The organism is Variovorax cryoconiti, from assembly GCF_051216395.1.
Classification (GTDB): domain Bacteria; phylum Pseudomonadota; class Gammaproteobacteria; order Burkholderiales; family Burkholderiaceae_C; genus Variovorax.
On record NZ_JBPJZI010000003.1, the window covers coordinates 335,459 to 362,286 of the forward strand.

Genomic DNA, 26,828 nt, shown 5'->3' on the forward strand with positions numbered 1-26,828 from the left:
ACCATGCAAAGCGCCAAGATCCCCGTCACCATCGTCACCGGCTTCCTCGGCAGCGGCAAGACCACGTTGCTGCGCCACATCCTCGGCAACGCCGAAGGCAGGCGCATCGCCGTCATCGTCAACGAGTTCGGCGAGCTGGGCATCGACGGCGAGATCCTGCGTGGTTGCGGCATCGGCTGCGACGACGAAGGCAACGAGCGCGAAGGCGCGCTGTACGAGCTCGCCAACGGCTGCGTGTGCTGCACCGTGCAGGAGGAGTTCCAGCCCGTGATGCTGCAACTGGCCGCGCGCCGCGGCGACATCGACGCGGTGATCATCGAAACCTCGGGCCTCGCGTTGCCCAAGCCGCTGGTCCAGGCCTTCCAGTGGCCGGAGATCGCGAACGTGTTCACCGTCGATGCCGTTGTCACGGTGGTCGACGGCCCGGCCGCCGCCTCGGGCCAGTTCGCCGAAGACACCCACGCCGTGGATGCGCAGCGCCGCGCCGACCCCAACCTCGACCACGAGTCGCCGCTGCACGAGCTGTTCGAAGACCAGCTCTCGGCCGCCGACCTGGTGGTGCTCAACAAGAGCGACCTGATGGACGACGCCGCGCGCACGCAGGTCGAGGCGCTGATCCGCGCCGAGATCCCGGTCGAGGTGAAGATCGTCGCGGCCAGCCAGGGCAAGCTGCCACTCGCGCTGCTGCTGGGCCAGGGCCGCGCGGCCGAGACCACCATCGACCAGCGCACGAGCCACCACGACCATGAGGAGGACCATGACCACGACGAGTTCGACTCGCTCGTGATCGAGCTGCCCGCCGTCGACCGCGAGCGCCTGATCGGCGTGCTGGAACAGCTCGTCGCTGCGCACACCATCTACCGCATCAAGGGCTTCGTCGCGATCCCGGGCAAGCCGATGCGCCTGCTGGTGCAGGGCGTGGGCCAACGCTTCGACCATCACTTCGACCGCGCCTGGCGCGAGGGCGAGGCGAAGCGCACGCAACTCGTCTTCATCGGAGAAGACCTCGACGAAGCGGTGCTGCGCGAGGCGCTGCAAGGCGCGCTCGCCGCGATGGTCTGAGTCTGCGCGCCGGCCCGCCATGCATCTGCTGAGCACCCAGCCCGGACGCTTCGTCGAGGACGACAGCGTCGTCACCCGGCTCGACCAGACGCCGGGCGACATCGTGGTGCTGAGTTCGGCCGACACCACGCTGGCGCTGCTCGCCGGGGCGCGCACCGCGCTCGCGGCGAGCGACCCCGGCTACCCGTCGCTGCGGCTGGCCAACCTGCAGTACCTGCGCCAGCCCGCGTCGCTCGACCTGTACGTCGACGAGGTGCTGCAGCACGCACGGGTCGTGATCGTCGACCACCTGGGCGCCGAGTCGGCCTGGTCGTACGGCCTGCAGCAGATCGAGAAACTCGCACGGCGCCAGGGGCAGCAGCTGGCCATCTTCTCGGGCGACCTGCAGGAGGACGAAGACCTGCTCGCACGCAGCACGCTGCCGCAGGCGGTTGGCCGGCAGCTGTGGCAGTACACGCGTTCCGGTGGCGCGGCCAATGCGCTGCAGTTCCTGCGCGCCATCGCCTTCCACGGCCTGGGCCACGGCGAGGCACCGCAACCGCCGCGCAGCCTGCCGCAGGTGGCGCTGCATGTGCCCGGCGTGGTCTTCGGCGCTGGCCGCACGGTCGCGGGCATCGACGACCTGCGTTCGGGCTGGCGCGACGGTGCGCCGGTGGTGGCGCTGGTCTTCTACCGCTCGCACCTGCAGTCGGGCAACACGGCGGTGTTCGATGCGATGGCCGCCGCGCTGCAGGTCGAAGGGCTGAATCCGTTGCCGGTCGCGCTCGATTCGCTGAAGGACCCGCTGTGCATGTCCACGCTGCGCGCGCTGTGCCGCGAACATGCCGTGCAACTGGTGCTCAACACCACCGCCTTCGCGGCGCTGGGGCAGGGCGGCGATGCGGGCGATGCGGGTGACGACCTGACGGCGCTCGCGGGCGATGCGCCGGTGCTGCAGGTGATCGTGAGCGGCGGCAACCGCGAGGACTGGCTGGCCGACAGCCAGGGACTGCGCCCGCGCGACATCGCGATGCAGATCTCGCTGCCCGAGATGGACGGCCGCATCGTCACGCGCGCCATCAGCTTCAAGGGCCTGTCGCACCGCGACGCGCTCACGCAGACCGAGGTGGTCCGCTACCAGCCCGAGCCCGACCGCATCGCCTTCGTGGCCGAACTCGCGCGGCGCTGGTGCCGGCTGCGCAGCCTGCCGGCCGCGGACAAGCGCATCGCGCTGATCCTGGCGAACTACCCCGGCAGCGAAGGGCGCATCGGCAGCGGTGTCGGGCTCGACACGCCGGCTTCCGTGATGGCCATCCTGCGCACGCTGGCGGCCGAGGGCTACATGCTGGGCGATGCATCAAAGCAGCCCGCCGATGGCGACGCGCTGATGCGCACGCTGCAGCAGGGGATCGCCAACGACCCCGCGCAATGGCCGATGCGGCCGGCGTGGCAGAGCTATGCGCTGGCCGACTACCGCGCGCGCCTCGCCGGATTGCCCGAGGGCATGGCCGCGGCCATCGACGCGCGCTGGGGCGCGCCCGAGCAGGACCCGTCGCTGCGGCAGGGGCGCTTCATGATCGCCGGCCTGCGGCTCGGGCAGGTCTTCGTCGGCATCCAGCCGGCGCGCTCGCTGGCGGTGCAGGGCACGCCTGAGCCCAATGCCTACGCGAGCTACCACGACGCCGAGCTGGTGCCGCCGCACGGCTACCTCGCCTTCTACTTCTGGCTGCGCGACGTCTTCGCCATCGACGCGGTGGTGCATGTCGGCAAGCACGGCAACCTCGAATGGCTACCGGGCAAGAGCCTGGCGCTGTCGCAGACCTGCTGGCCCGACGCCATCCTCGGGCCGCTGCCCAACGTCTACCCCTTCATCGTCAACGACCCGGGCGAAGGCGCGCAGGCCAAGCGGCGCACCCAGGCAGTCATCATTGACCACCTGATGCCGCCGCTCACGCGCGCCGAGAACCACGGGCCGCTGCAGGACCTGGAGCGCCAGGTCGACGAGTACTACGACGCACTGCTGGTCGACGCGCGCCGTGCCCGCGTGCTGCGCGCGCAGATCCTCGCGACGGTGCGCGAGCAGCATCTGGTGGAGGAGCTGGCGCTGAACGCCGCCGTGGCCGACGACGACACCGTGCTGGCGCGCGTCGATGCTTATTTGTGCGAGCTCAAGGAAACGCAGATCCGCGACGGGTTGCACGTGTTCGGCCAGTCGCCCGAAGGCCGGCTGCGACGCGACACGCTGCTGGCGTTGGCCCGCTACCCGTCGGGCGACGGCAGCGGCGAGAACGCTGGCCTGCTGACGGCGCTGTCGCGCGACCTGTTGCCCGGCGATGCCTTCGACCCGCTCGACATCGAAGCGGGCACGCCGTGGCAGGGTGCGCGGCCGGCGCCGCTGCAGTCGGTGAGCGACGAACCGTGGCGCCACCACGGCGACACGCGCGAGCGGCTGGAGCTGCTGGCGCAGCGGCTGCTCGAAGGCGATCGATGCGATGTCGCGCTCACGCATGCACGCGCCGTCCTCGCCCGCATCGAGCGCCGACTCGCGCCCGATCTCGACGCCTGCGGCAAGCAGGAACTCACCCAACTCGCACGCGCGCTGCAAGGCCGCTTCGTGCCCGCCGGCCCGAGCGGATCGCCCTCGCGCGGCCGGCCCGATGTGCTGCCGACCGGGCGCAATTTCTACTCGGTCGACACGCGCGCCATCCCGACGCCGACCGCCTGGATGCTCGGCCTCCAATCCGCGGCGCGGCTGGTCGAACTGCATCTGCAGGAACACGGCGAATACCCGGTCGCCATGGGCCTGTCGGTCTGGGGCACGGCCACGATGCGCACCGGCGGCGACGACCTGGCGCAGGCCTTCGCATTGATCGGCGTGCGGCCGAAGTGGGCGGCGGGCAGCCAGCGCGTGGTCGACTTCGAAGTGCTGCCGACCGTCGGTATCGGGCGCCCGCGCATCGATGTCACGCTGCGCATCTCGGGCTTCTTCCGAGACGCCTTTCCCGCGGCCGTGCAGATGTTCGACGCGGCCGTGCAGGCCGTGGCCGCGCAGGACGACGAGGACGCCGAGCGCAACCCGATCCGCGCGCGCATCCTGCGCGAAGCGGCTGCGCTCGAAGCGAGCGGCGTCGCTGCCGAGGCCGCGCGTGCGCAGGCCGGCTGGCGCGTCTTCGGCTCGGCACCGGGCCACTACGGTTCGGGCCTGCAGCCTCTGTTCGATCGCGGTGACTGGCAAAGCGACGAGGACCTCGCGCGCGCCTATGTCGACGGCGGCGCGCACGCGTACGGCCAGGGCAGCGACGGCGTGCCCGCACAGGACGCGCTGGTGCGCCGCCTGCAGACCATGGACGTCGTGCTGCAGAACCAGGACAGCCGCGAGCACGACCTGCTCGACTCCAACGACTACTACCAGTTCCAGGGCGGCATGGTCGCGGCCGTGCGACACCTGAGCGGCCAGCAGCCCGCGATGTACCACGGCGACCACGGCAACCCGCAGGCGCCGCGCATGCGCACGCTGAAGGAAGAGATCTCGCGCGTCATCCGCGCCCGCGTGGTCAACCCGAAGTGGATCGACGGCGTGAAGCGCCACGGCTACAAGGGTGCCTTCGAGATGGCCGCGACGGTCGACTACCTGTTCGGTTTCGATGCCACCGCGCGCGTGGTCGGCGACCACCAGTACGCGATGGTGGCCGATGCCTATGTGCGGGATGCGGCCACCCGTCGGTTCATTCAAGACCACAACCCGCAGGCGCTGCACGACATCCTGAGCCGTCTGCTGGAGGCGATGCAACGCGGGCTGTGGCAGGCCCCCGGCGACTACCAACAACAACTGGAAGACCTGTTGCTCGAACAGGAGCAGCAGATGGAAGGACTCCGATGACCCCCCCCGACAGCGCGGCCCTGCCGCTGCCGTTCCCCTTTGCCGCCATCGCGGGCCAACCGCAACTGCGTCAGGCCTTGCTGCTCGCCGCGGTCGACCCCGGCCTGGGCGGTGTGCTGATCGAAGGCCCGCGCGGCACCGCCAAGTCGACGGCGGCGCGGGCGCTGGCCGAGCTGCTGGCAGGCGCGCCCTTCGTCACGCTGCCGCTCGGCGCGAGCCTGGAGCACCTGGTCGGCACGCTGGACCTGGGCCAGGCGCTGGCCGGCCATGAGGTCCGCTTCGCGCCCGGCCTGCTGGCCCGCGCGCATGGCGGCGTGCTGTATGTCGACGAGGTCAACCTGCTGCCCGACGCGCTGATCGATTCGCTGCTCGACGTGGCCGCGAGCGGCGTCAACCGCGTCGAGCGCGACGGCATCTCGCACCGCCATGCCGCGCGCTTCGTGTTGGTCGGCACGATGAACCCGGAGGAGGGCGAACTGCGCCCCCAGCTGCTCGACCGCTTCGGCCTGTGCGTGCGGCTGCACAACATCGACGACCCCGCGGCGCGCACGGCCATTGTGCGCGCGCGGCTCGCCTTCGATGCCGACCCGCAGGGCTTTCGCGCCACGCATGCCGACGCGCAAGGCGCGCTCGCGCTGTCACTCGGACGCGCGCGCGCGACCGTGGCGGACCGCGACGCGCTGCCCTACGACGACGCGGTGCACGCGGCCGTCGGCGCACTGTGCCTCGCGGCGCAGGTCGATGGCCTGCGGGCCGACCTGGTGATGCTGCGGGCGGCGCGCGCCCTGGCCGCCTGGGAGCAGGCCGAGCGCCTCACGCCTGAACATGTGCGGCAGGTGGCCGAGCTGGTACTGCTGCACCGGCGCAAGCCCGGGAGCGACCACGGCGGCGCGACCATGGCGCCGAGTGCGGCGACAACCAGCACGACGTCCGGCACGATGTCCGGCACGCCGCCCCCCGCCTCCGGTGACGCCGACTGGGGCGCGCTGCCGCCCGAGCCGGTCGGCATCGAACGCGTCAAGCCGCTGCGGCCCTTGATCGCCGCCTCCGCACTGCAAGGCGCCGCAAAAAAAGCCTGAGCCTCCGGGACGCCGTCCCCGCTGGCGCAAGCCAGGGTGACCGGAGGCAGGGCACACAACGGGATGCAGGGCGCATCGCGCCGTCGATGGGCAGCGCCTACGACTGGCCGCGCACGCTGATGGCGCGCGGTGCCGATGCGCTGCGGGCCGAGCATCTGCGCCGTCGCCCGCAAGAGGCGCGCAGCGGCGCGCTGCACTGCTTCCTGCTCGACTGCTCGGCGTCGATGGTGGCGGGCGGCAAGCTGGCGCGTGCCAAGGGCGCGCTGCGCGCGCTGATGGACGAGGCCTACCGGCGACGCGACCGCGTGGCCTTGCTGTGCTTCGGTGGCGATGCGGTCGAACTGCGCGTGCCGCCACGCCGCGCGGGCGCATGGAACGACGCCTGGCTCGCGCCGATCGGCGGCGGCGGCGGCACGCCCTTGGCCCTCGGCGTGCAGCAGGCCGCCGCGCTGCTCGCCAAGCACGACAGCGCGCAGCGATGGCTGTGGCTGCTGACCGACGGCCGCAGCACCGAGCACCCGGCACGGCCCGCGGGCCTCGACGCGATCTCGGTACTCGACTTCGAGCCGCCGCGTCAGGCCCTGGGCCGTGCCGCGGCACTGGCCGAACGCTGGCAGGCGCGCTATGTGCACGCCGACGAAGCGACGGTCATCGGTTGAAGCCTGGTGGCTACTGCGGCCCGTCGCAGAACGGCGCGGCCTCGCCGCCGCGATCGGTGAAGCGGGCCACGCGGGTGCGCGTGGCGCGTGCCGGCTTGTGCGCCGCCCAGTCGCTCTGGCGCCAGGTGTACGACCAGCCGTAGTCGCCGCCCGGCTTCGACGGCGCCGCGTAGGCGATGCGCAGGCTGCCGGTGCTCTCGTCGTGGCAGTGCGGCGAGGTCTTGTAGTCCTTCTCGCTGAAGCAGGCGCGGACCATCTTGTAGCAGGCGAAAGGCACGCCGGCATGCGCCAGGCCGTCGGCCTTCTTCGGGCCGTCCACCGGCACGAAGTCCGCCGTGCGGAAGGACGCGCCGCCGCCCGAGTAGCTCTCGGTGACGGACCACAGCACGGCCGCCGCCCAGCGGCCGTCGGCCAGCGGGTACAGCGCCGGCGCGAGCGACAGCGGCTGCGGTTCCGAGGCGCCGTTGTCCGTCGTCAGTTCCGCCATCGAATGGCGGTAGCCACTGAAGTCGTGCAGGGTGTCGAGCTTCCAGCCTGCGCTCGGCGCGTACCTGGCGCGCGCCATGGCGAGCGGCTGCGCCGACAGCACGACGTAGGTATCGGCGCCTGCCGCACGCGGCCGCAGCAGTTGCAGCGATGCCGCCTCGCAGGGCTGGGGCATCAGCGCGCAGAGGCCGGTGCGCCATTGCGGGTCGATGCGCTCGGGCTTGTCGACGGCATCGAAGGGCTGGGCCGCCAGACCCGCGGGTGCGGCCGATGCGTGCAAGGCCGCGGCGGCGGACAGCACCAGCAACGCGGGCAGAAGAAGGGGAGATCGCATGGGCGCATGCTAGCGCCACGCCGCCCTCAGGGCAGCCGCGTGCTCAGCCGAGCGAGGCAGGCGACCACCTCGTCGGCGGCCTCGTCCAGGCGCGGGCCGGGCCGCATCATCACGTCGAGCCGGTCGGGCGCGAACGTGCAGGTCTGGTTGCCGCGGATCGCCTTCATGCGCGACCAGCCGGGCCGGCCGGTCATGGCGATGAGTTCGCTGTGCGCCGAGGCCATCAGCAGGTCGGGGTCGGCGCGCACGACGAACTCCGGGTTCACGCGCGCGAAGGGGCCCGACGCGGCGGGCACGATGTTCTTCAGCCCCAGCCGCGCCAGTGTCTCGCCGATGAAGGACGCCTCGCCGGCGGCCGAGGCGCCGTGCACCTCGAAGTAGACGCGTGCGCCCGACCAGGCCGGCGGCACGCGCGCGGCGGCAGCGCCGAGGTTCTTCTCGACGCGCTGCCAGGGCGCGTCGCCGGCACCGGGCCGCCCCACCGCGACGGCCAGCGCCTGCATCACCCGTCGCACGTCGGCATGCGTCTTCGCGTCCAGTGCCAGCACAGGAATGCCGAGGCTTTCCAATTGATCGGCGACCTTGCTGCGCGGCTTGAGCAGCACCAGGTCGGGCTTGAGCGCCACGATGCCCTCGACCTGCGGATGGTCGATGCTGCCGACCCTCGGCAGCGCGAGCACCGACGCCGGCCAGCTCGCGTAGCGGTCCACGCCGACCAGGCGGTCGCAGGCGCCGATGGCGCAGACGGCTTCGGAAAGCGACGGCGTGAGCGAGACGATGCGCCGGGCGGGCGCCGGCAGCGTGACGGCCTGCCCGCGGTCGTCGACGATCCGCAATTGGGCGCGTGCCGGATGCGCCGTCGTCCATGCCGCCGCAGCAAACAGCAGAAGAGCAAGGAAACGGGAAGCGCGAGAGAGGGTCATGCGGACGGGGCGGAATCCTAATCGATCGCCGCCTGCGCCCGCGCAACGGGGTTCAGCCTTCCTCGTACCAGCGGTCCTTGCCCAGCATCACGCGGTGGTGGCCCTGGCCCGACGGCATCATCGGAAAGCAGTTCTCCTCTGCGGCGACCTGCACGTCGAGGAAGAAGGGGCCGTCGTACGCCAGGCATTCGGCCAGCGCGGCGTCGAGTTCGGCCGGGTCGCTGACGCGGGCCGCGCCCCAGCCGAAGGCCTTGGCCAGCGCGACGAAGTCGGGCAGCGCCTCGTTCCAGCTGTGGGAGAGGCGGTTGCCGTGGTTGAGCTCCTGCCACTGCCGCACCATGCCCATGTAGCCGTTGTTCGACAGCACCAGCTTCACCTTCGTGCGGTGCTGCACGGCGGTCGACAGTTCCTGGATGTTCATCAGCACCGACGCGTCGCCGCTGACGCACACCACCAGCGCGTCGGGGTGCCCGATCTGCGCGCCGATCGCTGCGGGCAATCCGTAGCCCATGGTGCCGGCGCCGCCGGAGGTGAGCCAGCGTCGGGGCCGGTCGAAGCGCAGGTACTGTGCGGCCCACATCTGATGCTGGCCGACGTCGGTGGAGACGATCGCGTCGCGCCCCTGCAGGCGCTGCTGCAGCGTGGCCATGAGCTGCTGCGGCAGGATCGAATCGGTGCGCGGCGCGTAGGCCAGGCAGTCGGCCGCGCGGCGGCGCGCGATGCGTTCCCACCAGGGCGCCAGGCGCTCGGGCGCGAGGCCGTCGAGCTCGGGCATGGCCAGCAGCGCGTCGAGCACCGTGCCGCAGTCGCCCACCATCGGCACGTCGACCTTCACCACCTTGTTGATGCTGCTCGGGTCGATGTCGATGTGGATCTTGCGGGCGTGCGGACAGAACTCGTCGAGCTTGCCGGTCACGCGGTCGTCGAATCGCGCGCCGACGCACACCACCAGGTCGGCCTCGTGCATCGCCAGGTTGGCCTCGAGCGTGCCGTGCATGCCGAGCATGCCGATGAAGAGCGGGTCCGACGCAGGGAAGGCGCCCAGGCCCATCAGCGTGAGCGTGCAGGGCGCGCCCAGACGTCGCACCAGGTCCGTGAAGGCGGCGCACGCCGCCGGCCCGGCGTTGATGAGGCCACCCCCGCCGTAGAGCACCGGCCGGCGCGCGGTCGAGAGCAGGTCGGCGGCGCGCTGCAGGCTGCCGCGCGGCGGCAGGGCGCGCGCGGTGCGGCCCTCGTCGCGGCGCGCACGGGTCGGTTCCGCCGGTGCGGCGCCGGTCAGCGGCATCAGCTGCACGTCCTTCGGCACGTCGAGCAGCACCGGCCCCGGCCGGCCCGAGCTGGCGATTTGCAGCGCACGCCGCACCGCGGCCGGCACGTCGTCGGGCGCGCGCAGCTGGTGGTTCCACTTGGTGACCGACCGCGACATGCCCAGCGCGTCGCTTTCCTGGAAGGCGTTGGTGCCGATCACGGCGGTCGCCACCTGCCCGCTGATGCACAGCACCGGCACCGAGTCGCTCATGGCGTCGAGCAGGCCGGTGATGGTGTTGCCCACGCCCGGCCCCGAGGTGACGAGCACCACGCCCACGCGCCCGGTGCTGCGCGCATAGCCTTCGGCCGCATGCACTGCCGCCTGCTCGTGGCGCACCAGCACATGCCGCAGCCGCGGCTCGCCGTGCAGGGCGTCGTACAGCGGCAGCGCGGCGCCGCCGGGGTAGCCGAAGATCGTGTCGACGCCGCAGGCGACCAGGGTGTCGAGCAGGGCTTCGGCGCCGTTGCGCCGCGGTGGGGACGGGGCGCCGGGATGCAGGGTGGCGGGCGCAGTCGACGAGGCAGCGGTGGCGGTGAGGTTCATGCCTCGATTCTTCCGGCGTCGGGGCAGAATGTGCTTCGTTCTTTCGACTGAATCGGGTGATAAATTGAAGGTTAATCGCGAAACAAGCAAATCGTCCGAAGATTCTTTCGACAAGACCGATCTGACCATCCTGGCGATCCTGCTGAAGGACTCGCGCCGCACCCTGCAGGACATCGGCACCGAGGTCGGCCTGTCGCCCACCACCTGCTGGAGCCGCATCAAGCGCCTGGAGGCACAGGGCGTGATCCGCCGCTACACGGTGGACATCGACCCGGCCAAGCTGGGCTACCACGACTCGGTCATCGTGCAGGTCACGCTGGAGAGCCACACCGACGAGACGCTCTACGACTTCGGCCGCGTGCTGGCGACCATCCCGGAGATCCAGGAGGCCTACCTGGTCTCCGGCGACTACGACTACTACATCCGCATCGCCGTGCGCGACACGCGCGACTACGAGCGGCTGCTGCGCGAGAAGCTCTACAAGATCCCCGGCATCCGCCACAGCCAGTCGCACTTCGTGCTGCGCGTGCTGAAGGAAGCCAGCGTGCCGCTGGGGTGATGGCCGGGCAGGCCGCGCATCACGGCGCCGTCGGCGGCAGGATGGCCCAGCCGGCGCGCACCGTGAAGTCGCGGCCGAAGCGGCGCACCTCGAGCGTCAGCGGTGGCTGCACCTGAAGCGCGGGAAAGCGTGACAGCCAGTCGGCCGGCGGTGCCTCCAGCGCGCGACCGGGTGAAGGCTCCCACACGAACACGCCGCCGCGCGCGCGGGTGGTCGCATCATCCAGCCACTGCGCGGCCACGGGATCGACCTGGATGTACACCGACGGGCGGCCACCGGTTTGCGGCGGCAGGTACGCGGCCACGTTGCCGGCCGCCCACATGTCGCCCGCGACGATCGGCACCGGCACGCCGGCACCGCGGGCCTGCTGCCACCCTTGCGAGACCGCCGCGGCCAGTTCCCTTCCCGGGTAGTGGATGCGCGAGAGATTGCCCCGCAGCCACGGCCCGCCAACGGCCAGTGCGCCGTACAGCGCGACCAGGATCAGCGCCCAGACGCCGAAGACGCGGGCGAAGCGCTTCGGGTACCGCAGTTGCAGTCCCCAGACCATCGCGATCGCCGGGCCGGCGACCAGCAGCACGGGCGACCCCCACATGTCGTGCAGCCGCACGCCCACCACGCCGGCCACCAGGTAGACCGCCAGCGGCCCGCCGCCCATCGCTAGCAGCACCCAGTGGTCGCGGTCGGGCAGGCGCCACGGACGTCCACCTTCGGCCACGCCCGCCCCGTGCCGACCGCCCGCCGCCCACAGCAGCACCAGCATCGGCGCCAACGCAGCGACTTGCGCAGCGCTGAAGCTCAGCAGCACCTCGAGGCGGCTCAACACCGGGTTGGCGATCGCCGATTCGCCGCGCCCCGTGGCGTAGCGCAGCGTCGGGAAATCGTGGGCCTGCGCCCACAGCAGGTGCGGCGCGAACACCACCGCCGCGATCGCCAGCGCGAGCCACGGGCCGGCACCGCGCCATTGACTGCGCAGCCCTGGCACGGCGATCAGCGCCAGCACCATCGAGGCCGGCAACAGCAGGAAGGAATACTTGCCCAGCAGGCCGCCGCCGCAGGCCAGGCCCAGCAGCGCCCACCAGCCGAGGCCAGTGCCTTCGGTGCGGCGCACCGCACGCCAGAAGGCCAGGGCGGCGAGCCCCCAGAACGGGTACTGCACGACGTTGGCGTTGAATTCCAGGCTGGTGAGGTTGTAGTAGTGCACGCCTTCCAGGGCCATGGCGGCCACCAGCGCCGCCGGGGGCGACAGCACATCGCCCATCATGTCCCACACGGCCCAGAAGGCGACCCCGATCGCCAGCTGCGGCAGCAGGAACAGCGGCCAGTCGGCCGTGCCCCAGCGGAACAGCTCGGCCAGCCAGCCGGACATCGGCGGGTGCTTGGCATAGCCGGCCGCCCATTCGCGGCCCCAGCTCAGGGCCTCGATGGTGTCGAGCGGGAGGTTGTACGTCAGCAGCACGGGGAGCAGGGTCCACACCAGCACATGCAGGGTGACGAAGATGCCGAAGGCCCGGGCCGATGCACCGGCCTTGCGGCGAGAATTCGCGGATATGTCCATGGGCGCGAGCGTACATGTCCCCTGGGACGCGCCGCCGGCCCCGACCTCCTTCAGACCGAGACCATGACCCTCCCTACCCCTGCCGCCGTGCCGGTCGTCCGCCCGCCGCTTCGCCTGACCTGCGTGGTGCCGGCGTACAACGAGGCGGCGCACCTGGCCGCCTTTCTGGAGGCGCTGCACGCCACGGCGAAGGCACTGACGAACGAGGTCGAGATCATCGTGGTCAACGACGGCAGCCGGGACGCCACGCAGGCGATCGTCCGCGAACTCGGTCCCCGGCTGGGCCTGCGCTACCTCGAGCTGTCGCGCAACTTCGGCAAGGAGGCCGCGCTGACGGCCGGGCTCGCCCATGCGCGTGGCAATGCGGTGCTGCTGATCGACGCCGACTTCCAGCATCCGCTGTCGCTCGTGCCCGAGATGGCGGAGCTGTGGCGCAGCGGCTACGACATGGTCTACGGCGTGATCGCCGAGCGCGCCGGCGAGGCCTGGACCAAGCGCGTCGGCACGCGGCTCTTCTACGGCCTGCTGCACGCCGGCAGCTCGATCGACATGCCGCAGCACGCCGGCGACTTCCGGTGGATGGACGGCCGGGTGGTCGAGGCTCTGCGCCAGATGCCCGAGCGCAACCGCTACATGAAGGGACTCTATGCCTGGGTCGGTTTCCGGTCGGTGGCGCTGCCCTTCACGCCCGATACGCGCCGCAGCGGCGAGTCGCACTTTCGCCTGCGCAACCTCGTCATGCTGGCGCTCGAGGGGCTGACCTCGTTCAGCTCGCTGCCGCTGCGGGTGTGGAGCGCGGCCGGGTTGATCATCTCCTTCCTGGCCATCTGCTATGGCCTGTGGATCGCGGTCGAAGCGATGCTGTTCGGCAACCCGCTGAACGGCTGGCCGACGCTGGCCGCCGGCCTGATGCTGTTCTCGGGCGTGCAGCTGCTGTCGATCGGCATCCTGGGCGAATACATCGGCCGCATCTACACCGAGGTGAAGGGGCGCCCGCTCTACCTGCTGGCCGAAGACCTCGACCACAGCGCGTTGAACCCCGCGACGAGGGCCACGACCGACGACGCGGACGACCGGCCCCGTGATGCATGAACGCCTGATGCCCGCCGTGTCGGCCGCCCCCGCCGGCGGCAAGCGCGTGCTGCTCTGCGCGGACGACTTCGCGCTGCATCCGGCGGTCGACACTGCCGTCGTCGCACTTGCCCGGCAGGGCCGGCTGAGCGCCACCAGCTGCATGACCACCTCGCCGCGCTGGGCCGAGGCGGCGCGCCTGCTCGCGGCCGTGCCCGCCCTGGCGCGCGGACTGCACCTGAACATGACCGAAGGCCACGGGCAGCCGGCGCCGACGCTGGGCGCGGTGCTGCGCGGCGCCTATGCACGCCAGCTGTCGCCGGCGCAGGTGCGCGAGCAGCTGACGCGCCAGCTCGACGACTTCGAGCAGGTGCTCGGCATGCCGCCCGACTTCATCGACGGCCACCAGCACGTGCACCAGCTCCCGGGCGTGCGCGAGGTGCTGCTGGCCGTGCTCGCCGAACGCTACGGCGCGGCGGCGCCCTGGGTGCGCACGACCGTGCCCGCGACCTGGCGGTGGGGTGCGGGCAAGGCCGGCGTGCTGGCGCTGCTGGGCGGCTGGCGCTTTCGGCGGCAGCTCGCGGCGCATGGTGTGCCGCACAACGCCGCCTTCGGTGGTGTCTACGGCTTCGACGCGCCCACGCCGGCCGCCTACGGCCAACACATGGACCGCTGGCTGGCGGCCAGCCCCGACGGCACGCTGCTGATGTGCCACCCGGCCGACGCGCAGGTGCCCGGCGATGCCATCGCCGACGCACGGATCGTCGAGTACGCCTACCTCGCCTCCGACGCCTTCGCCGAGAACTTGCGCAAGCACGGCGCGCAGGTCGGCGTCCTGCCGCGCCACGCAACGCCCGCCTGAGCGTCGGGGCAAAAATCCCCGGGCCGGCGGCGGGGCGCCAGCCGGAGGATGATCCGGCCATGACCGCGTTCTCCATCCTCGACCTGTCCCCGGTCTGCGAAGGCAGCGATGCCGCGCAGTCGTTCAAGAACTCGCTGGCGCTCGCCCAGCACGGCGAGAAGTTCGGCTACCGCCGCTACTGGCTGGCCGAACACCACGGCATGCCGGGCATCGCCAGTGCCGCGACCGCCGTGCTGCTGGCCTACATCGGTGCCGGCACCTCGACCATCCGCATCGGCGCCGGCGGCGTCATGCTGCCCAACCATTCGCCGCTGGTGATCGCCGAGCAGTTCGGCACGCTCGAATCGCTCTACCCCGGCCGCATCGACCTGGGCCTGGGCCGCGCGCCGGGCTCCGACCAACGCACCGCACAGGCGCTGCGGCGCAATCTGGAATCCGACTCGGACCAGTTTCCGCAGGACGTGGTCGAGCTGATGGACTTCATGAGCAAGTCGCCGCGCCAGCCGGTGATGGCCGTGCCGGGCCGCGGGCTCGAGGTGCCGGTCTGGATCCTCGGCTCCAGCACCTTCGGCGCGCAACTGGCGGCGCACCTCGGCCTGCCCTACGCCTTCGCGTCGCACTTCGCACCGCAGCAGATGATGCAGGCGATCCGCCTTTACCGCGAGACCTTCAAGCCCTCGGCCCAGCTCGCCAAGCCTTACGTGATGCTGGGCTTCAACGCCTTCGCGGCCGAGACCGACGAAGAAGCGACCTTCCGCGCCAGCTCGTGGCAGCAGGCCTTCGTGAACCTGCGCAGCGGCCGGCCCGGACGTCTGCCGCCGCCGGTGAAGGACTACTACGCCAACGTCGGCCCGTCGGAGCGCGCGCTGCTCGATTCGGTGCTGTCGTGTTCGGCCGTGGGCTCGCGCGAGACGGTGCGCAATGGCATCGCGGCGTTCATCGAGCGCACGGGGGCGGACGAGCTGATGATCACGTCGCAGGTGTACGACCATGCGACGCGGCTGCGGTCTTACGAGATCGTGGCTTCGTTGAAGGACGAAGTGGCTTCTTCCGCGGTCTGAGTTTTGTTCGTGCCTGCGGCTGCACTGACGCCTGCGCGTGGGCCGAGGGCGACGGGTACCCCCTTCCGCTCATGTCCTCCGTCACGGCCTGCGGCCGCTCCTCCCCCTTGACTTCGCTGCAGGGGGTACCCATCACCCTCGGCCTTGGACGCGCTGTGTCGCTCAGCGCGATCAACCACTGCCGCTACCTGGCTCATGGCGGTGGGGTGTACTCCGCAGCGAAGTAGAGGAGGAGGCCGCAGGCCGGGGGACATGAGCGGAGGAGTGCACCCCGCCGCCATGAGCCCGCCCCGCAGTCACCCGGTCAGTCAGTCAGACCGGAAACGTCCCCGGCAACAAGATCCGCTTGTCCACGTTCCGGATGTCCGTGTGCCCACAGAAGGCCATCGTCACGTCCAGCTCCTTGTGGATGAGCTGCAGCGCCTTGGTCACGCCCGCTTCGCCCATCGCGCCCAGGCCGTAGGCCATCGCGCGGCCGATCATGGTGCCGCGGGCGCCAAGGGCCCAGGCCTTGAGCACGTCCTGGCCGCTGCGGATGCCGCCGTCCATCCAGACCTCGATCTTGTCGCCCACCGCATCGACGATCGGCGGCAGCGCCTCGATGCTCGACGGCGCACCGTCGAGCTGGCGGCCGCCGTGGTTGCTCACGACGATGGCATCGGCGCCAACGTCGACGGCCAGTTGCGCGTCTTCGGCGACCATGATGCCCTTGAGGATCAGCTTGCCGCCCCATTGCTTCTTGACCCATGCGATGTCGGCCCACGACAGCGTCGGGTCGAACTGCTCGTTGGTCCAGGCCGACAGCGAGTTCATGTCGCTCACGCCCTTCACGTGGCCCACCAGGTTGCCGAAGGTGCGGCGCTTGGTGCCGAGCATGCCCAGGCACCAGCCGGGCTTGGTGGCGAGGTTGATCATGTTGCGCAGCGTTGGCCGCGGCGGTGCGGTCAGGCCGTTCTTCAGATCCTTGTGGCGCTGTCCGATCACCTGCAGGTCGAGCGTGAGCACCAGCGCGCTGCACTTGGCGACGCGGGCGCGCTCGATCATGCGGGCCATCGATTCGCGGTCGCGCATCATGTAGAGCTGGAACCAGAAGGGCGCGCTGGTGTTCGCCGCGATGTCCTCGATCGAGCAGATGCTCATGGTCGAGAGCGTGAACGGGATGCCGAACTTCTCGGCCGCGCGCGCCGCGTGGATCTCGCCGTCGGCATGCTGCATGCCGGTCAGGCCCACCGGCGCGATGGCCACCGGCATCTTCGCCATCTGGCCGACCATGGGGGTGGCCAGCGTGCGGCCTTCCATGTTCACCGCCACGCGCTGGCGCAGCTTGATCTTCTTGAAGTCTTCGCTGTTGGCGCGGTAGGTGCTTTCGGTCCACGAGCCGGAATCGGCGTAGTCGTAGAACATGCGCGGCACACGCTTTTCGGCGAGCACGCGCAGGTCTTCGATGGTCGTGATCACGGTCATTTGACGACCATCAGGGTGAAGGGCCAGACGTAGGCTTGCATGGTGACGTAGAGGCCGACCAGACAGGCCAGCGCAATGGAGTGGAAAAAGACGTAGCGGAGGATATCGCCTTCGTGGTTGAACCAGCGCGTGGCGGTGGAGGCGACCACGATCGACTGCGCGTCGATCATCTTGCCCATCACGCCGCCCGAGCTGTTGGCCGCGCCCATCAGGTTGGGCGACAGGCCCAGCTGGTCGGCCGCCACCTTCTGCATGCCGCCGAAGAGCACGTTCGACGCCGTGTCCGAGCCCGTGAGCGCCACGCCGAGCCAGCCCATCAGCGTGCCGAAGAACGGGTAGAAGACGCCGGTGTTGGCGAAGGCCAGGCCCAGCGTGGTGTCGGTGCCCGAGTAGCGGGTGAGCGTGCCCAGGGCCAGCATCAACACGATGGTCAGCAGCGAATACTTCACCAGCCAGACCGTGTTGAAGAAGGTGCGCACGATGGCGACCGGGTTGTACTTCATGAAGATCGCGCTCAGCACCGCCGACAGCAGGATCGCGGTGCCTGTGGCCGACAGGATGTTGAGCGTGTAGACCGCGCCCTCCTTCGTGGGCTGCGGCACGACCGGCGGCATTTTCTCGATCAGGTTGTGCAGGCCGCCCATCGGGAACGCGGGCGCGAACAGGCCGTTGAGCCAGGTCTTGACCACCGGCAGGCCCCAGATGAAGACGAAGACCGACAGGATGACCCAGGGCATCCAGGCGCGCACCAGGTCGGCACGGCTGTGCTGCGTCAGCGGCTGCGGCGGCTTGGCTTCGTGGGCGCTGATGTCCTTGCCGCGGAGCGACGCCGAGGTCCAGATGGTCCTGGGCTTCCACACGCGCAGGAAGGCGACCAGGCAGGCCATCGAGACGATGGCCGCGATGATGTCCACCAGCTCCGGCCCGATGAAGTTCGACACCAGGTACTGCGGGATCGCGAAGGACAAACCCGCCACCAGAATGGCCGGCCAGATTTCCATCATGCCCTTGCGGCCGGCGAAGGCCCAGATGAGCCAGAAGGGCACCAGCAGCGAGAAGAAGGGCAGCTGACGCCCGATCATCGCGGTGACCTCCATCAGGTCGTAGCCGTGCACCTTGGCCAGCGTGATGACCGGGGTGCCCAGCGCGCCGAAGGCCACCGGCGCGGTGTTGGCGATCAGCGAGAGCCCCGAGGCGGCCAGCGGCGAAAAGCCCAGGCCGATCAGGATGGCGGCGGTCACGGCCACCGGCGTGCCGAAACCGGCCGCGCCCTCGAAGAAGGCGCCGAAGCAGAAGGCGATCAGCAGCAGCTGGATGCGCCGGTCTTCGGTGATGCCCGAGAGCGAATCCTGCAGCACCTTGAAGCTGCCGTTCTGCTCGGTCAGCTGGTGCAGGAAGATGATGTTCAGCACGATCCAGCCGATCGGCAGCAGGCCGGTGAAACCGCCGAAGAGCGCCGCGCGCCCGGCCATCTCGGCCGGCATGCCGTAGGCGAAGATGGCCACCAGAATCGCGGCCGCCAGGCCCATGCCAGCCGCGACGTGCGCCTTGATGTGGAAGAAGCCGAGCGCGGCGAGCATGACCACCACCGGGATCGCGGCGAGCGCGGTCGAGATGATCATGTTGCCGAAGGGGTCGTAGATTTGTTGCCAGGGCATGTTGTTCTCCGTTCGTCGTCGATCAGTCCGGCTTGATGCCGGCCTTCACCACGATTTCTTTCCAGACCTTCTGCTGCGCGGCGATGAAGGCGCCGAACTGCTCGGGCGTGTCGCCCACGCCCAGCGCGGAGTCGTGCGCGAAGCGCTCGGTCACCGGGCCGGTGCGCAGCGCCTTGAGGCTTTCCTCCTGCAGCCGCTTGACCACCGGCGCGGGCGTGCCGGCCGGCACCAGGAGGCCATACCACTGCGAGGTCTCGAAGCCCTTGTAGCCGCTCTCGGCGATGGTCGGGACGTCGGGCAGCGCGCCGATGCGCTGGGCCGAGCCGACCGCCAGCGCGCGCAGCTTGCCGCTCTTGATGAAGGCCGAGATGCTCGGCAGGCCGTTCATCGCCACCTGGGTGCGCCCGGCCAGCAGGTCGGTCATCTGCGGGCCGCTGCCGCGGTAGGGGATGTGCGTCATGAAGAAGCCGGCCGTCAGCTTGAGGTATTCCATGCTCAGGTGGCCCGAGCTGCCGTTGCCGGCCGACGAGTAGTTGAGCTTGGCCGGGTTGGCCTTGGCGTAGGCGATGAACTCCTTGAAGTTCTTCACCGGCACGTCCGGGTGCACCACCAGCACGTTCGGCACCTTGGCCAGCAGCGTGACGGGCGTGAAGTCCTTGTTCACGTCGTAGGGCTGGTTCGTCAGCATGTACGGGTTGACCGCCAGCGTGCCGACATGGCCGAGGATCAGCGTGTAGCCGTCGGCGCCGGCCTTGGCCACGTCCTGCATCGCGATGGTGCCGGCCGCGCCGGGCTTGTTCTCGACGAACACGCTCTGGCCCAGCTGCTTGGTGAGCTCGCCCGCCACCGAGCGCGCCACCACCTCGCTGGACCCGCCGGGGGCGAAGGGCACGACCAGACGGATCGGCTTCTGCGGCCAGGTGCCCTGCGCCTGCAGGGCGCCGGCGCCGCTGGCGGCCAGCAGCGCGAGGGATTGGCAAACGAGGCGGCGCGACACGGGCGCCTCGCTCGGCGGGACGAATGAAGCGAGCATGGGCTCTCCTGTTGTGATGCTTGTCACTGCATTGTGGAAGTGCGGGCTCGGCAATCCGGTCGCTGCCGTCTCGGGGATTTCCCGTAGACGGGCAACGGCCGGCCAGCGCGGGGACAATGGCGGGCTTATGAAAAAGCAACGCATCGTGGTCGGCCTGAGCGGCGGGGTCGACTCCGCCGTCACCGCGCACCTGCTTCAGCAGCAGGGCCACGAGGTGGTCGGCATCTTCATGAAGAACTGGGAAGACGACGACGACAGCGAGTACTGCTCGTCGAACATCGACTTCGTCGACGCGGCCAGCGTGGCCGACGTGCTGGGCATCGAGATCGAGCACGTCAACTTCGCGGCCGACTACAAGGACCGCGTCTTTGCCGAGTTCCTGCGCGAATACCAGGCCGGCCGCACGCCCAACCCCGACGTGCTGTGCAACGCCGAGATCAAGTTCAAGGCCTTCCTCGACCACGCGATGCGGCTGGGCGCCGAGAAGATCGCGACCGGCCATTACGCGCGCGTTCGCCTGAACGACGACACGGGGCGCCACGAGCTTCTCAAGGGCCTCGACCCGGCCAAGGACCAGAGCTATTTCCTGCACCGCCTGAACCAGGCGCAGCTGTCCAAGACGCTGTTCCCGGTCGGCGAACTGCACAAGACCGAGGTACGCCGCATCGCCGACGACATCGGCCTGCCGAATGCCAAGAAGAAGGACTCGACCGGCATCTGCTTCATCGGCGAGCGGCCCTTCCGCGAATTCCTCAACCGCTACATCTCCAGGGAACCCGGCCCGATCAAGGACGAGCGCGGCCGCACGCTGGGCGAGCACCAGGGCCTGAGCTTCTACACGCTGGGCCAGCGGCAAGGCCTGGGCATCGGCGGCGTCAAGGCGCGCGGCGCCCAGCGCGGCGCGGGCGACCATTCGCCCTGGTTCGTGGCGCGCAAGGACATGGCGGCCAATACGCTGTGGGTGGTGCAGGGTCACGACCACCCGTGGCTGCTGTCGCAGGCGCTGACGGCCGACGATGCGAGCTGGGTGGCGGGCGCAGCGCCGGTCGCGGGGGCCTATGCGGCCAAGTCGCGCTACCGCCAGACCGATGCCGCGTGCACGCTGGCCGCGGGCGCCGACGGCGCCTTCGCCCTCGATTTCCCGGAAGCGCAATGGGCCGTCACGCCGGGCCAATCGGCCGTGCTGTACGACGGCGAGGTGTGCCTGGGTGGCGGCGTGATCGCCGCCGCCACCGCCGCGGCACCCGCCAACTGAGGGCGATCCGGCCCGATCAGCGCAGCGGTGGCCCGTACACCGACGCGTCGGTGTGGATCAGCGACAGCGGATGGCGCGCGCCGCCCAGGTAGTCCTCGATGCACTGCAGCAGCAGCGGGCTGCGGTGCCGTTCCACGCTGGCGCGGATCTCGTCGGGCGTCATCCACAGCGTGCGCACGATGCCCTCGTCGAGCGCACGCCCCTGAACGAAGTCGCCGAGCGTGCCCGCGAAGGCGAAGCGCAGGTAGGTGATGTCCTCTTCGCTGTCCCGCCGTTCGATGCTGGCCGTCGGTTGTCGCTGGAAGCGCGCCATGTACACACCGACAAGCGCGGTGGGCACGAAATGGTGGGCGGTTTCTTCCAGGGCCTCGCGGGCGCAACCGTCGGCCGGCGATTCCCCGGGATCGAGGTGGCCCGCCGGCGTGTTGAGCTTGAGGCCGTGCGAGGTGTGTTCCTCGACCAGCAGGAAACGGCCATCGCGTTCGATCACCGCGGCGACGGTGACGTTGGGTCGCCAGCGCAGGTCCGACATGGCGCCTGTGCCTTCGTTCAGCGCAGCACGTAGCCGCTGAAGCGCCAGACCCCGTCGCGGTCGAGGTGGAAGCTCACCAGCTCGCGCACCATCGCGGTCGGCTTGTTGGCGAAGCGTGTCTCGTACTCGACGCTGACGTACTGGCCGGCGAGGTCGGCGTCGGCGTCGTTGACCACCTGGCGGTTGACCGCGACCCAGGTGCGCTGCTGCGCGGCGCCCAGTGGCGCGCGCGCCTTGGTGACCTGGCTGATGAAGTCGGCGCGTGGGGCACGCTTGCGCGCGCCGGCGGCCGCGCCGTCCCACAGCTCGCCGGCCTTCGCCTGGTCGACCATCTGGATCGCCTGCAGCCCGCCGCGCACCATGTCGCTGGGCTCCACGTCCTGCGCGGCGGCCAGGCCGAGCCATCCCGCCAGGCTGGCGGCCAAGAGAAGCTTCATCATCCGGATCATGTCGTTCATTCCTTGTGGTGGGTCGCGGCCTCGATATCGGCCGCAGGGGGTTGGGGGAGCACCAGGGTGACGGTGCAGCCGGCGTCGGCTGCGCTGTCGATTTCGATCGTTCCGCCATGCCGCTGCACCGCGGTGCGCACCAGCAACAGTCCCAGGCCCACCCCATGGACCTCCGGATGGCTTTCGCGATGCAGTCGGTGGAAGGGCTGGAACAGCTGTGACTGTAGCTCGGGCGCGATGCCCGGGCCGTGGTCCTTGACGGAGAGCGCCCACGCGCCGGGGCGTGCCGCGACGCTGCAGGGCAGCGTGGCGCCGTGCGGCGAGTACTTGAGCGCATTGCTCAGCACGTTGGTCAGGGCGCGCGTCAGCAGGCTGCGGTCGGCGAGGCAGGGCGCTTCCTCGAGCGTGGTGATCAGCTGCAGCTGGACCTGCTTCTTGCGCGCAGTGGCCCAGGCGTTGTCCATGGCCTGCTGCAGCAGCGCCACCAGGTCGAGCACCTCGGCGCGGAAGGGCTGCGCCTCGGCGCGCGCGAGGTTGACGAAGCCGTCGGCCAGCTCGAGCCCGGTGCGGGCATGCTGGTCGATGCGGTCGAGCAGGGCTTCGCCGGCAAGCACGTCGGGTCGGGAGCGCGCGAGTTCGAGCGCGGTGAGGATCGACGCGCTCGGCTCGCGGATGTCGTGCGAGATGAAGCGCAGCGCTTCATCTCGCTGGCTCTGCGCGTTGCGCATCTGCGTGATGTCGACCAGCGCGCTCATCCACCCGGCGTGCTGGTTGCGTGCATCGAAGAAGGGCACGCAGCGCAGCAGCAGGATGCGGCCGACCGCGTCTTCGCCCTCGCCCAGGATCGGCCCGAGCGTGGGCGCCCGCAGCGCGCCGGGCAGCACCATCGGGCCGCCGGTGGTGCGCCAGCGCAGGTCGGCCAGCAAGCTGTGCGCGTCCTGCCCGACCAGGGCCGGCGCCGGCGTCTTCCAATGCCGCGCGGCAGCCAGGTTGGCGATGAAGACGCGGCCGCTGCGGTCGAGCACGAGCGTGGCGTCGGCCATGTGGTCGATGCCGTCTCGCACGAAGCGGTGCAGGTCGCGCATGCGCAGGCCGGCCGCCGAGGTCGCCGCCATCTGGCGGTCGAGGAAGTCGCCCGCCAGGCGGGGCGGCCGTGCCACCGGCAGATCGTCCAGAGCCTCGTTGAGCTGCTCGGTGCCCCAGCGCAGATAGCGCAGCGCCGCCGTGAGCCGCATGAGGCTCCACAGCGGATAGACCAGCGTCAGCCCGAGGAAGCCCGCGGCCGGTGCGAACTGGATGCCGACCCAGGGCCGCGCGTTGTGCAGGCCCAGCCGCAGCGCGAGCATGGCGCCGATCAGCGCGACCACCGCGATGGGTCGCAGCCACAGCAGGCCCAGCAGCGCGACGACCATCGGCGCTAGGTTGTAGACCAGGTCCTGCCATGGGCTGGCCACCACCACGCGGCGGTCGCTCGTCAGGCCCTGCAGCACGCTGGCGAAGATCTCGACGCCGGGCATCAGCCCGGTGGGCTTGGGCGCCGAGGTGGCGTAGTTGTCGCCGAGGCCGGCGGCGGTCGAGCCGACCAGCACGTAGCGGTCGCGGAAGGTGCCCGCCGGCACGGTGCCGCGCAGCACGTCGATGTACGGCACGGTGCGAAAAGGCGGCGCGCCGTCGGTGAAGATCACGACCTCGTGGTTGCCGCGCAGCCAGGCCCCCGGGCCCGGCGCGGGCGAGGTGTGCGGGTCGGGTGCCGCTGGCATCGCGAGGTTGCGGCCGTAGGCGTCGGCCGCCTGCTGCAGTGCCAGCGCGAAGTGCGGCCAGGCGCGGCCGGCGAGGCCTTCGCGCAGGTAGACGCTGCGCACGATGCCGTCTTCGTCGATCGACAGGTGCGCATGCCCGATGGTCGAGGCTGCGTCGGCCAGCACCGGCACCGGCAGCAGCTCGGCGTTCGACTGCAGGCCGCGCGACTGCAGCGCCATCGGCAGCACCACGCAGCCGGCGTCGGCGAGGCCGGCGGCCAGCACGGCGTCGTCGTGCGGATGCTCCTGGTCGGGCTCGGTGAGCAGCAGGTCCAGGCCGATGCAGCGCGGGCCGTCGGCAGCGACGCGGCGCAGCAGCTCGGCGTGCAGCGCCCGTCGCCAGGGCCAGCGACCGATCGCCGCCATGCTGGCCTCGTCGATCGCGACGATCACGATGTCCTGCGACGGTGGCTGGCGCATGTCCGCCCGGGCGTTGTCCTGCAGCATGCGGTCAAAGCGCGGCATCGGCTGCGTCAGCGTCAGCAGCGTGACCAGCGTGACCAGGCCGGTCGCCAGCAGCAGCCAGGGCAGGCGGTTCAGCAGCATCTGGCGCAGGCGGTGGTGCCGGCCCGCGGGGCGCGACTCCCCTGGCGGAGGCGGGCGATGGGCGGGCATGGCGATGCTCAGGGGCGACCGACCGGCAGGCCGTCGCTCGAGCCGAGCGTGCCGCCGTCGAGGGTGCGCACCACGGGACCGATGTGGACGCGGCGGGCCGGGGAGAAAGGCCCGACCAGGCCCGACGCGTCGCGGGCCTGCAGGCGCACGTGGTAGCTGCCGCGCGGCACGTCGCGCAAGGTCCAGCGCGGTGTGTCGAGTTCCACGTCGAGCAGCGGCGCGGCGAAGTCGGCGTCGCGCGCCAACTGGGCGCGGAAGGTCTGCCCCGCTTCCGCCTGCCAGCGCAGCGTGGGGCTTTCGCTGTCGTCGTCGACGTCGATCCCCCCCACGCTCGGCGCGTCGACCACGGAGAAGGGCTGGGGCGCGGCGAAGGGGCCGCGCCGAAGCGTGCCGTCCGCGTCCCTCACGACCGACGCCGTGCGCCACCCGTAGTCGCCCGGCGAAAGCGCGGCGATGCCGAAGCGGCACGGGCCCTGGCGCACCTCGTCGATCACCGGTCGCGTGAAGTCGGACCGGGGCGCGACCTGCAGGTGCACGCCGGCGGTGCCTGCCACGTCGGAGCAGATGAGCTGGCCGGTGTCGCCGGTGATGCGCGCGCCCGGCGCGGGCGCCTGGTAGAGCGGCGGCACCGGGCGTGCGTGGATGCGGATGGCCAGGCGGGATTCGGCGCCGGCGAGCCCGTCGGCATCGACGGCGCGCACGCCGAGCAGGTAGTCGCCGTCGTCCAGCGCCGGGAACTGCACGCGCTCGCTCGGGAACAGGCCGTTGCGCGCCACCGCCTGCATGCCGGTGTCGCGCGCGATGCGCACCTCGTAGCCAGCCACGGTCGGTCGCGGCGCCGGCAGGTGGAGGATGAAGAGGGCGGCGTCCTCGAAGGTCGTGGGCAGTGCGGACAAATCTGGCGCGTCGGGCAGGGTCGGCCGCTTGTCCAACTGGCCATCGGTGGCCACCACCGCGCCTTGCCCGGCCTGGACATCGGCGCTGCGCGCGCCGCGGTGTTTGGGTTTGCGTGGCTGCACCTTCACGATGCCTTCGGCCACCGAGGTGGAGACCCGGCCGTCCGCGGCGACCGTGACATCGAAGCGCGTGCCGCGGACGCTGGCGACGGCGCCCGGTGCATGGATCTCGAAGCGCCGCCCCTTCGGCTGCGGCGCGACATCGGATTCGACCTTTCCGCGGCGCACGTCGATCACCGACTCGTAGGGGCCTGTCGTGCGCTTGCTGCGCAGCCGCTTGAGTTCTACGTCGGATTCCGCCAGCACCCGAACGACCGAACCGTCGGCCAGGCGCAGCCGGAGGTAGCCGTCCTTCGGCACCTGAATTCGCGTTCCTTCACCGATGGCGTCGCCCGCGGCCAGCGGGGTGCTCGCATCGTCGGCGGCCGACGTCGTGCCGACCGGCTGGCCCTCGACGAACTCGACCTTGGCCGTCGCGACGCCGGCGGGCCGCAGCAGCCGGCGCGGTATCCGAACGACGGTGCCCGGCACCAGCGCTTGCGGGTCGGAGATCTTGTTGGGCGCCTGCAGCTCACGCCATTGCGAGGGCGCCCGGAGGTAGCGTTCGCCCAGGGTCTGCAACGTATCGCCCGCCACCACGCGGTGCCGCAGATCGCTGTTGGGCGACGCCGCCTGCACGCTGCCTAGGGTCAACAGCCCGGCCAGCAGCCCGGCCAGCCGCATCGCGGGCAGGTGCCGGCGAAACACCAGCAGGCGCCTCATGGGAGGTCGTCGTGGGGCTCGCGTGTGCCGGAAAGGTCGGTGCCGTCGATCGCTTCGAGCCGGTAGCCCAGGCCATAGATCGCCGACAGCAGGAAGCCGTTCGAAGGTCGAAGGTCGAGCTTCGTGCGAAGGCGGGAGATGTGGGTGTCGAGGGAGCGCGACGGGTTCTCGGCGCCCAGCCCCCAGACCGCTTCACGCAGATGCTCGCGCGACAGCAGGCGGCCGAGGTTCTGGAAGAGGAACAGGGCCAACTCGTACTCACGGTGCTTGAGCTCAGCGGGCTCGCCCTTGAATTTGAGCAGCCGCGACTGCGGAAAGAAGTGGTACGGGCCGAAGACGAGTTCAGGCTCGTGCTGGGCGGGGTAGGCGCGCCGCAACAGCGCTTTGACGCGGGCCTCCAGTTCCGCAACGCGGATCGGCTTGACCATGAAGTCGTCGGCGCCGGCGCTCAGGCCTTCGACCATGTCGGCCTCTTCGCGCCGGTTGGTCACGAACAGGATGGGAAGACGGCTGTTCAGGTCTTCCCGGATCCATTTGACGACGCCGGGACCTTGAACGTCCGGCAGTGTCCAGTCGAGGATGAGCAAGTCATAGGTCTGCTGGCGAAGCTCGCGCAGCAGGGATCGGCCGTCGGAAAAGCCATGGCATTCGTGGCCAATACCTTCCATCGTCGACTGGATCAGGTCGAGCTGACCCGATTCGTCGTCCAGTGCAGCTATGCGCATTTTTTATCACTCCCTTAGTCGACGTCACGAGTCTAGGTGCCCGATACCGTCGGACACCATTGTGGCAAGGATTGCAACTGTCAACTAGTGTTCGGAATGGAATCTCAATGGTTAACAAATGTCATTAAGTGCCAAAGTTCCGTTTTCAGGCCCCGTGTGCCGAAGTGAGGGCGGCGCCGTGCTTACAGTGCGCCTTCGTCGGCTGACGCCGCAGA

General features: G+C 70.5%; 21 protein-coding genes. 9 read left to right on the top strand and 12 right to left on the bottom strand.

Translation table 11 applies throughout. The features are described from left to right. Positions 1–3 precede the first annotated feature (3 nt). From cobW to ACSFA2_RS10695, 4 genes are all read left to right on the top strand, one after another. Entirely contained in the window at positions 4–1,062 is a 1,059-nt protein-coding gene (gene cobW, locus ACSFA2_RS10680) for a cobalamin biosynthesis protein CobW (RefSeq protein ID WP_435455301.1), read from the top strand. A gap of 19 nt (positions 1,063–1,081) precedes the next feature. Then, the gene (cobN, locus tag ACSFA2_RS10685) at positions 1,082–4,921 is read left to right on the top strand and encodes a cobaltochelatase subunit CobN (RefSeq protein ID WP_435455302.1); all 3,840 of its coding nucleotides are present in this window, start codon (positions 1,082–1,084) and stop codon (positions 4,919–4,921) included. Continuing rightward, positions 4,918–6,000: a magnesium chelatase ATPase subunit I gene (locus ACSFA2_RS10690; RefSeq protein WP_435455303.1), complete on the top strand. Its 1,083-nt coding sequence runs from the start codon at positions 4,918–4,920 to the stop codon at positions 5,998–6,000. Before cobN ends, ACSFA2_RS10690 begins: the two co-directional genes overlap by 4 nt. An 86-nt stretch (positions 6,001–6,086) precedes the next feature. Then, positions 6,087–6,659 carry a vWA domain-containing protein gene (locus tag ACSFA2_RS10695; protein ID WP_435455304.1) on the top strand — a complete coding sequence of 191 codons (573 nt, stop codon included), beginning with the start codon at positions 6,087–6,089 and terminating at the stop codon, positions 6,657–6,659. Positions 6,660–6,669: 10 nt separating this feature from the next. Here ACSFA2_RS10695 and ACSFA2_RS10700 read toward each other — a convergent pair whose 3' ends face one another. The 3 genes from ACSFA2_RS10700 to ilvB are packed head-to-tail and all read right to left on the bottom strand — an operon-like array spanning position 6,670 to position 10,254. Beyond that, on the bottom strand, positions 6,670–7,479 hold the full coding sequence (locus ACSFA2_RS10700) for a hypothetical protein (RefSeq protein WP_435455305.1): 810 nt from the start codon (positions 7,477–7,479) through the stop codon (positions 6,670–6,672). 26 nt (positions 7,480–7,505) lie between these two features. Beyond that, positions 7,506–8,402 (bottom strand): ABC transporter substrate-binding protein, encoded by an 897-nt coding sequence (locus ACSFA2_RS10705; RefSeq protein ID WP_435455306.1) that lies wholly within the window; start codon positions 8,400–8,402, stop codon positions 7,506–7,508. A gap of 52 nt (positions 8,403–8,454) precedes the next feature. Continuing rightward, positions 8,455–10,254, bottom strand: coding sequence for a biosynthetic-type acetolactate synthase large subunit (ilvB, locus tag ACSFA2_RS10710; protein ID WP_435455307.1), 1,800 nt, complete (start codon positions 10,252–10,254; stop codon positions 8,455–8,457). A gap of 64 nt (positions 10,255–10,318) precedes the next feature. Between ilvB and ACSFA2_RS10715 the strand changes: the two genes are divergently transcribed. Further along, positions 10,319–10,813 carry an Lrp/AsnC family transcriptional regulator gene (locus ACSFA2_RS10715; RefSeq protein WP_435455308.1) on the top strand — a complete coding sequence of 165 codons (495 nt, stop codon included), beginning with the start codon at positions 10,319–10,321 and terminating at the stop codon, positions 10,811–10,813. A 19-nt stretch (positions 10,814–10,832) separates the two neighbouring features. Here the strand turns inward: ACSFA2_RS10715 and ACSFA2_RS10720 are convergent, their stop codons facing one another. Continuing rightward, on the bottom strand, positions 10,833–12,371 hold the full coding sequence (locus tag ACSFA2_RS10720) for a glycosyltransferase family 39 protein (RefSeq protein ID WP_435455309.1): 1,539 nt from the start codon (positions 12,369–12,371) through the stop codon (positions 10,833–10,835). A gap of 63 nt (positions 12,372–12,434) precedes the next feature. Between ACSFA2_RS10720 and ACSFA2_RS10725 the strand changes: the two genes are divergently transcribed. From ACSFA2_RS10725 to ACSFA2_RS10735, 3 genes are read left to right on the top strand one after another with little or no spacing between them, the layout of a single operon-like run. Beyond that, a complete protein-coding gene (locus ACSFA2_RS10725) occupies positions 12,435–13,463 on the top strand; it encodes a glycosyltransferase family 2 protein (RefSeq protein ID WP_435455310.1) in 1,029 nt (342 codons plus the stop codon). Beyond that, a complete protein-coding gene (locus ACSFA2_RS10730; protein WP_435455508.1) occupies positions 13,456–14,304 on the top strand; it encodes a ChbG/HpnK family deacetylase in 849 nt (282 codons plus the stop codon). Before ACSFA2_RS10725 ends, ACSFA2_RS10730 begins: the two co-directional genes overlap by 8 nt. A 59-nt stretch (positions 14,305–14,363) precedes the next feature. After that, positions 14,364–15,365: an LLM class flavin-dependent oxidoreductase gene (locus ACSFA2_RS10735; protein ID WP_435455311.1), complete on the top strand. Its 1,002-nt coding sequence runs from the start codon at positions 14,364–14,366 to the stop codon at positions 15,363–15,365. Positions 15,366–15,677: 312 nt separating this feature from the next. On the opposite strand, the gene ACSFA2_RS10740 is transcribed toward ACSFA2_RS10735, so the two are convergent. The 3 genes from ACSFA2_RS10740 to ACSFA2_RS10750 are packed head-to-tail and all read right to left on the bottom strand — an operon-like array spanning position 15,678 to position 19,520. Continuing rightward, the gene (locus ACSFA2_RS10740; protein WP_435455312.1) at positions 15,678–16,829 is read right to left on the bottom strand and encodes an alpha-hydroxy acid oxidase; all 1,152 of its coding nucleotides are present in this window, start codon (positions 16,827–16,829) and stop codon (positions 15,678–15,680) included. Continuing rightward, positions 16,826–18,487 carry an L-lactate permease gene (locus tag ACSFA2_RS10745; protein ID WP_435455313.1) on the bottom strand — a complete coding sequence of 554 codons (1,662 nt, stop codon included), beginning with the start codon at positions 18,485–18,487 and terminating at the stop codon, positions 16,826–16,828. The genes ACSFA2_RS10740 and ACSFA2_RS10745 overlap by 4 nt, the downstream gene beginning before the upstream one ends. Positions 18,488–18,509: 22 nt before the next feature. Further along, positions 18,510–19,520 (bottom strand): Bug family tripartite tricarboxylate transporter substrate binding protein, encoded by a 1,011-nt coding sequence (locus tag ACSFA2_RS10750; RefSeq protein ID WP_435455314.1) that lies wholly within the window; start codon positions 19,518–19,520, stop codon positions 18,510–18,512. Positions 19,521–19,647: 127 nt separating this feature from the next. Here ACSFA2_RS10750 and mnmA point away from each other — a divergent pair, with 127 nt between their 5' ends. Continuing rightward, the gene (mnmA, locus tag ACSFA2_RS10755) at positions 19,648–20,775 is read left to right on the top strand and encodes a tRNA 2-thiouridine(34) synthase MnmA (RefSeq protein WP_435455315.1); all 1,128 of its coding nucleotides are present in this window, start codon (positions 19,648–19,650) and stop codon (positions 20,773–20,775) included. Positions 20,776–20,791: 16 nt separating this feature from the next. On the opposite strand, the gene ACSFA2_RS10760 is transcribed toward mnmA, so the two are convergent. From ACSFA2_RS10760 to ACSFA2_RS10780, 5 genes are read right to left on the bottom strand one after another with little or no spacing between them, the layout of a single operon-like run. After that, entirely contained in the window at positions 20,792–21,307 is a 516-nt protein-coding gene (locus ACSFA2_RS10760; protein WP_435455316.1) for an NUDIX hydrolase, read from the bottom strand. Positions 21,308–21,324: 17 nt separating this feature from the next. Then, the gene (locus ACSFA2_RS10765; protein WP_435455317.1) at positions 21,325–21,744 is read right to left on the bottom strand and encodes a DUF4019 domain-containing protein; all 420 of its coding nucleotides are present in this window, start codon (positions 21,742–21,744) and stop codon (positions 21,325–21,327) included. A 17-nt stretch (positions 21,745–21,761) separates the two neighbouring features. Continuing rightward, entirely contained in the window at positions 21,762–24,170 is a 2,409-nt protein-coding gene (locus tag ACSFA2_RS10770; RefSeq protein WP_435455318.1) for a CHASE2 domain-containing protein, read from the bottom strand. An 8-nt stretch (positions 24,171–24,178) separates the two neighbouring features. Continuing rightward, complete coding sequence (locus ACSFA2_RS10775; protein ID WP_435455319.1) at positions 24,179–25,888, bottom strand: FecR family protein; 1,710 nt, start codon at positions 25,886–25,888, stop codon at positions 24,179–24,181. Then, on the bottom strand, positions 25,885–26,613 hold the full coding sequence (locus tag ACSFA2_RS10780) for a response regulator transcription factor (RefSeq protein ID WP_435455320.1): 729 nt from the start codon (positions 26,611–26,613) through the stop codon (positions 25,885–25,887). The genes ACSFA2_RS10775 and ACSFA2_RS10780 overlap by 4 nt, the downstream gene beginning before the upstream one ends. Positions 26,614–26,828 lie beyond the last annotated feature (215 nt).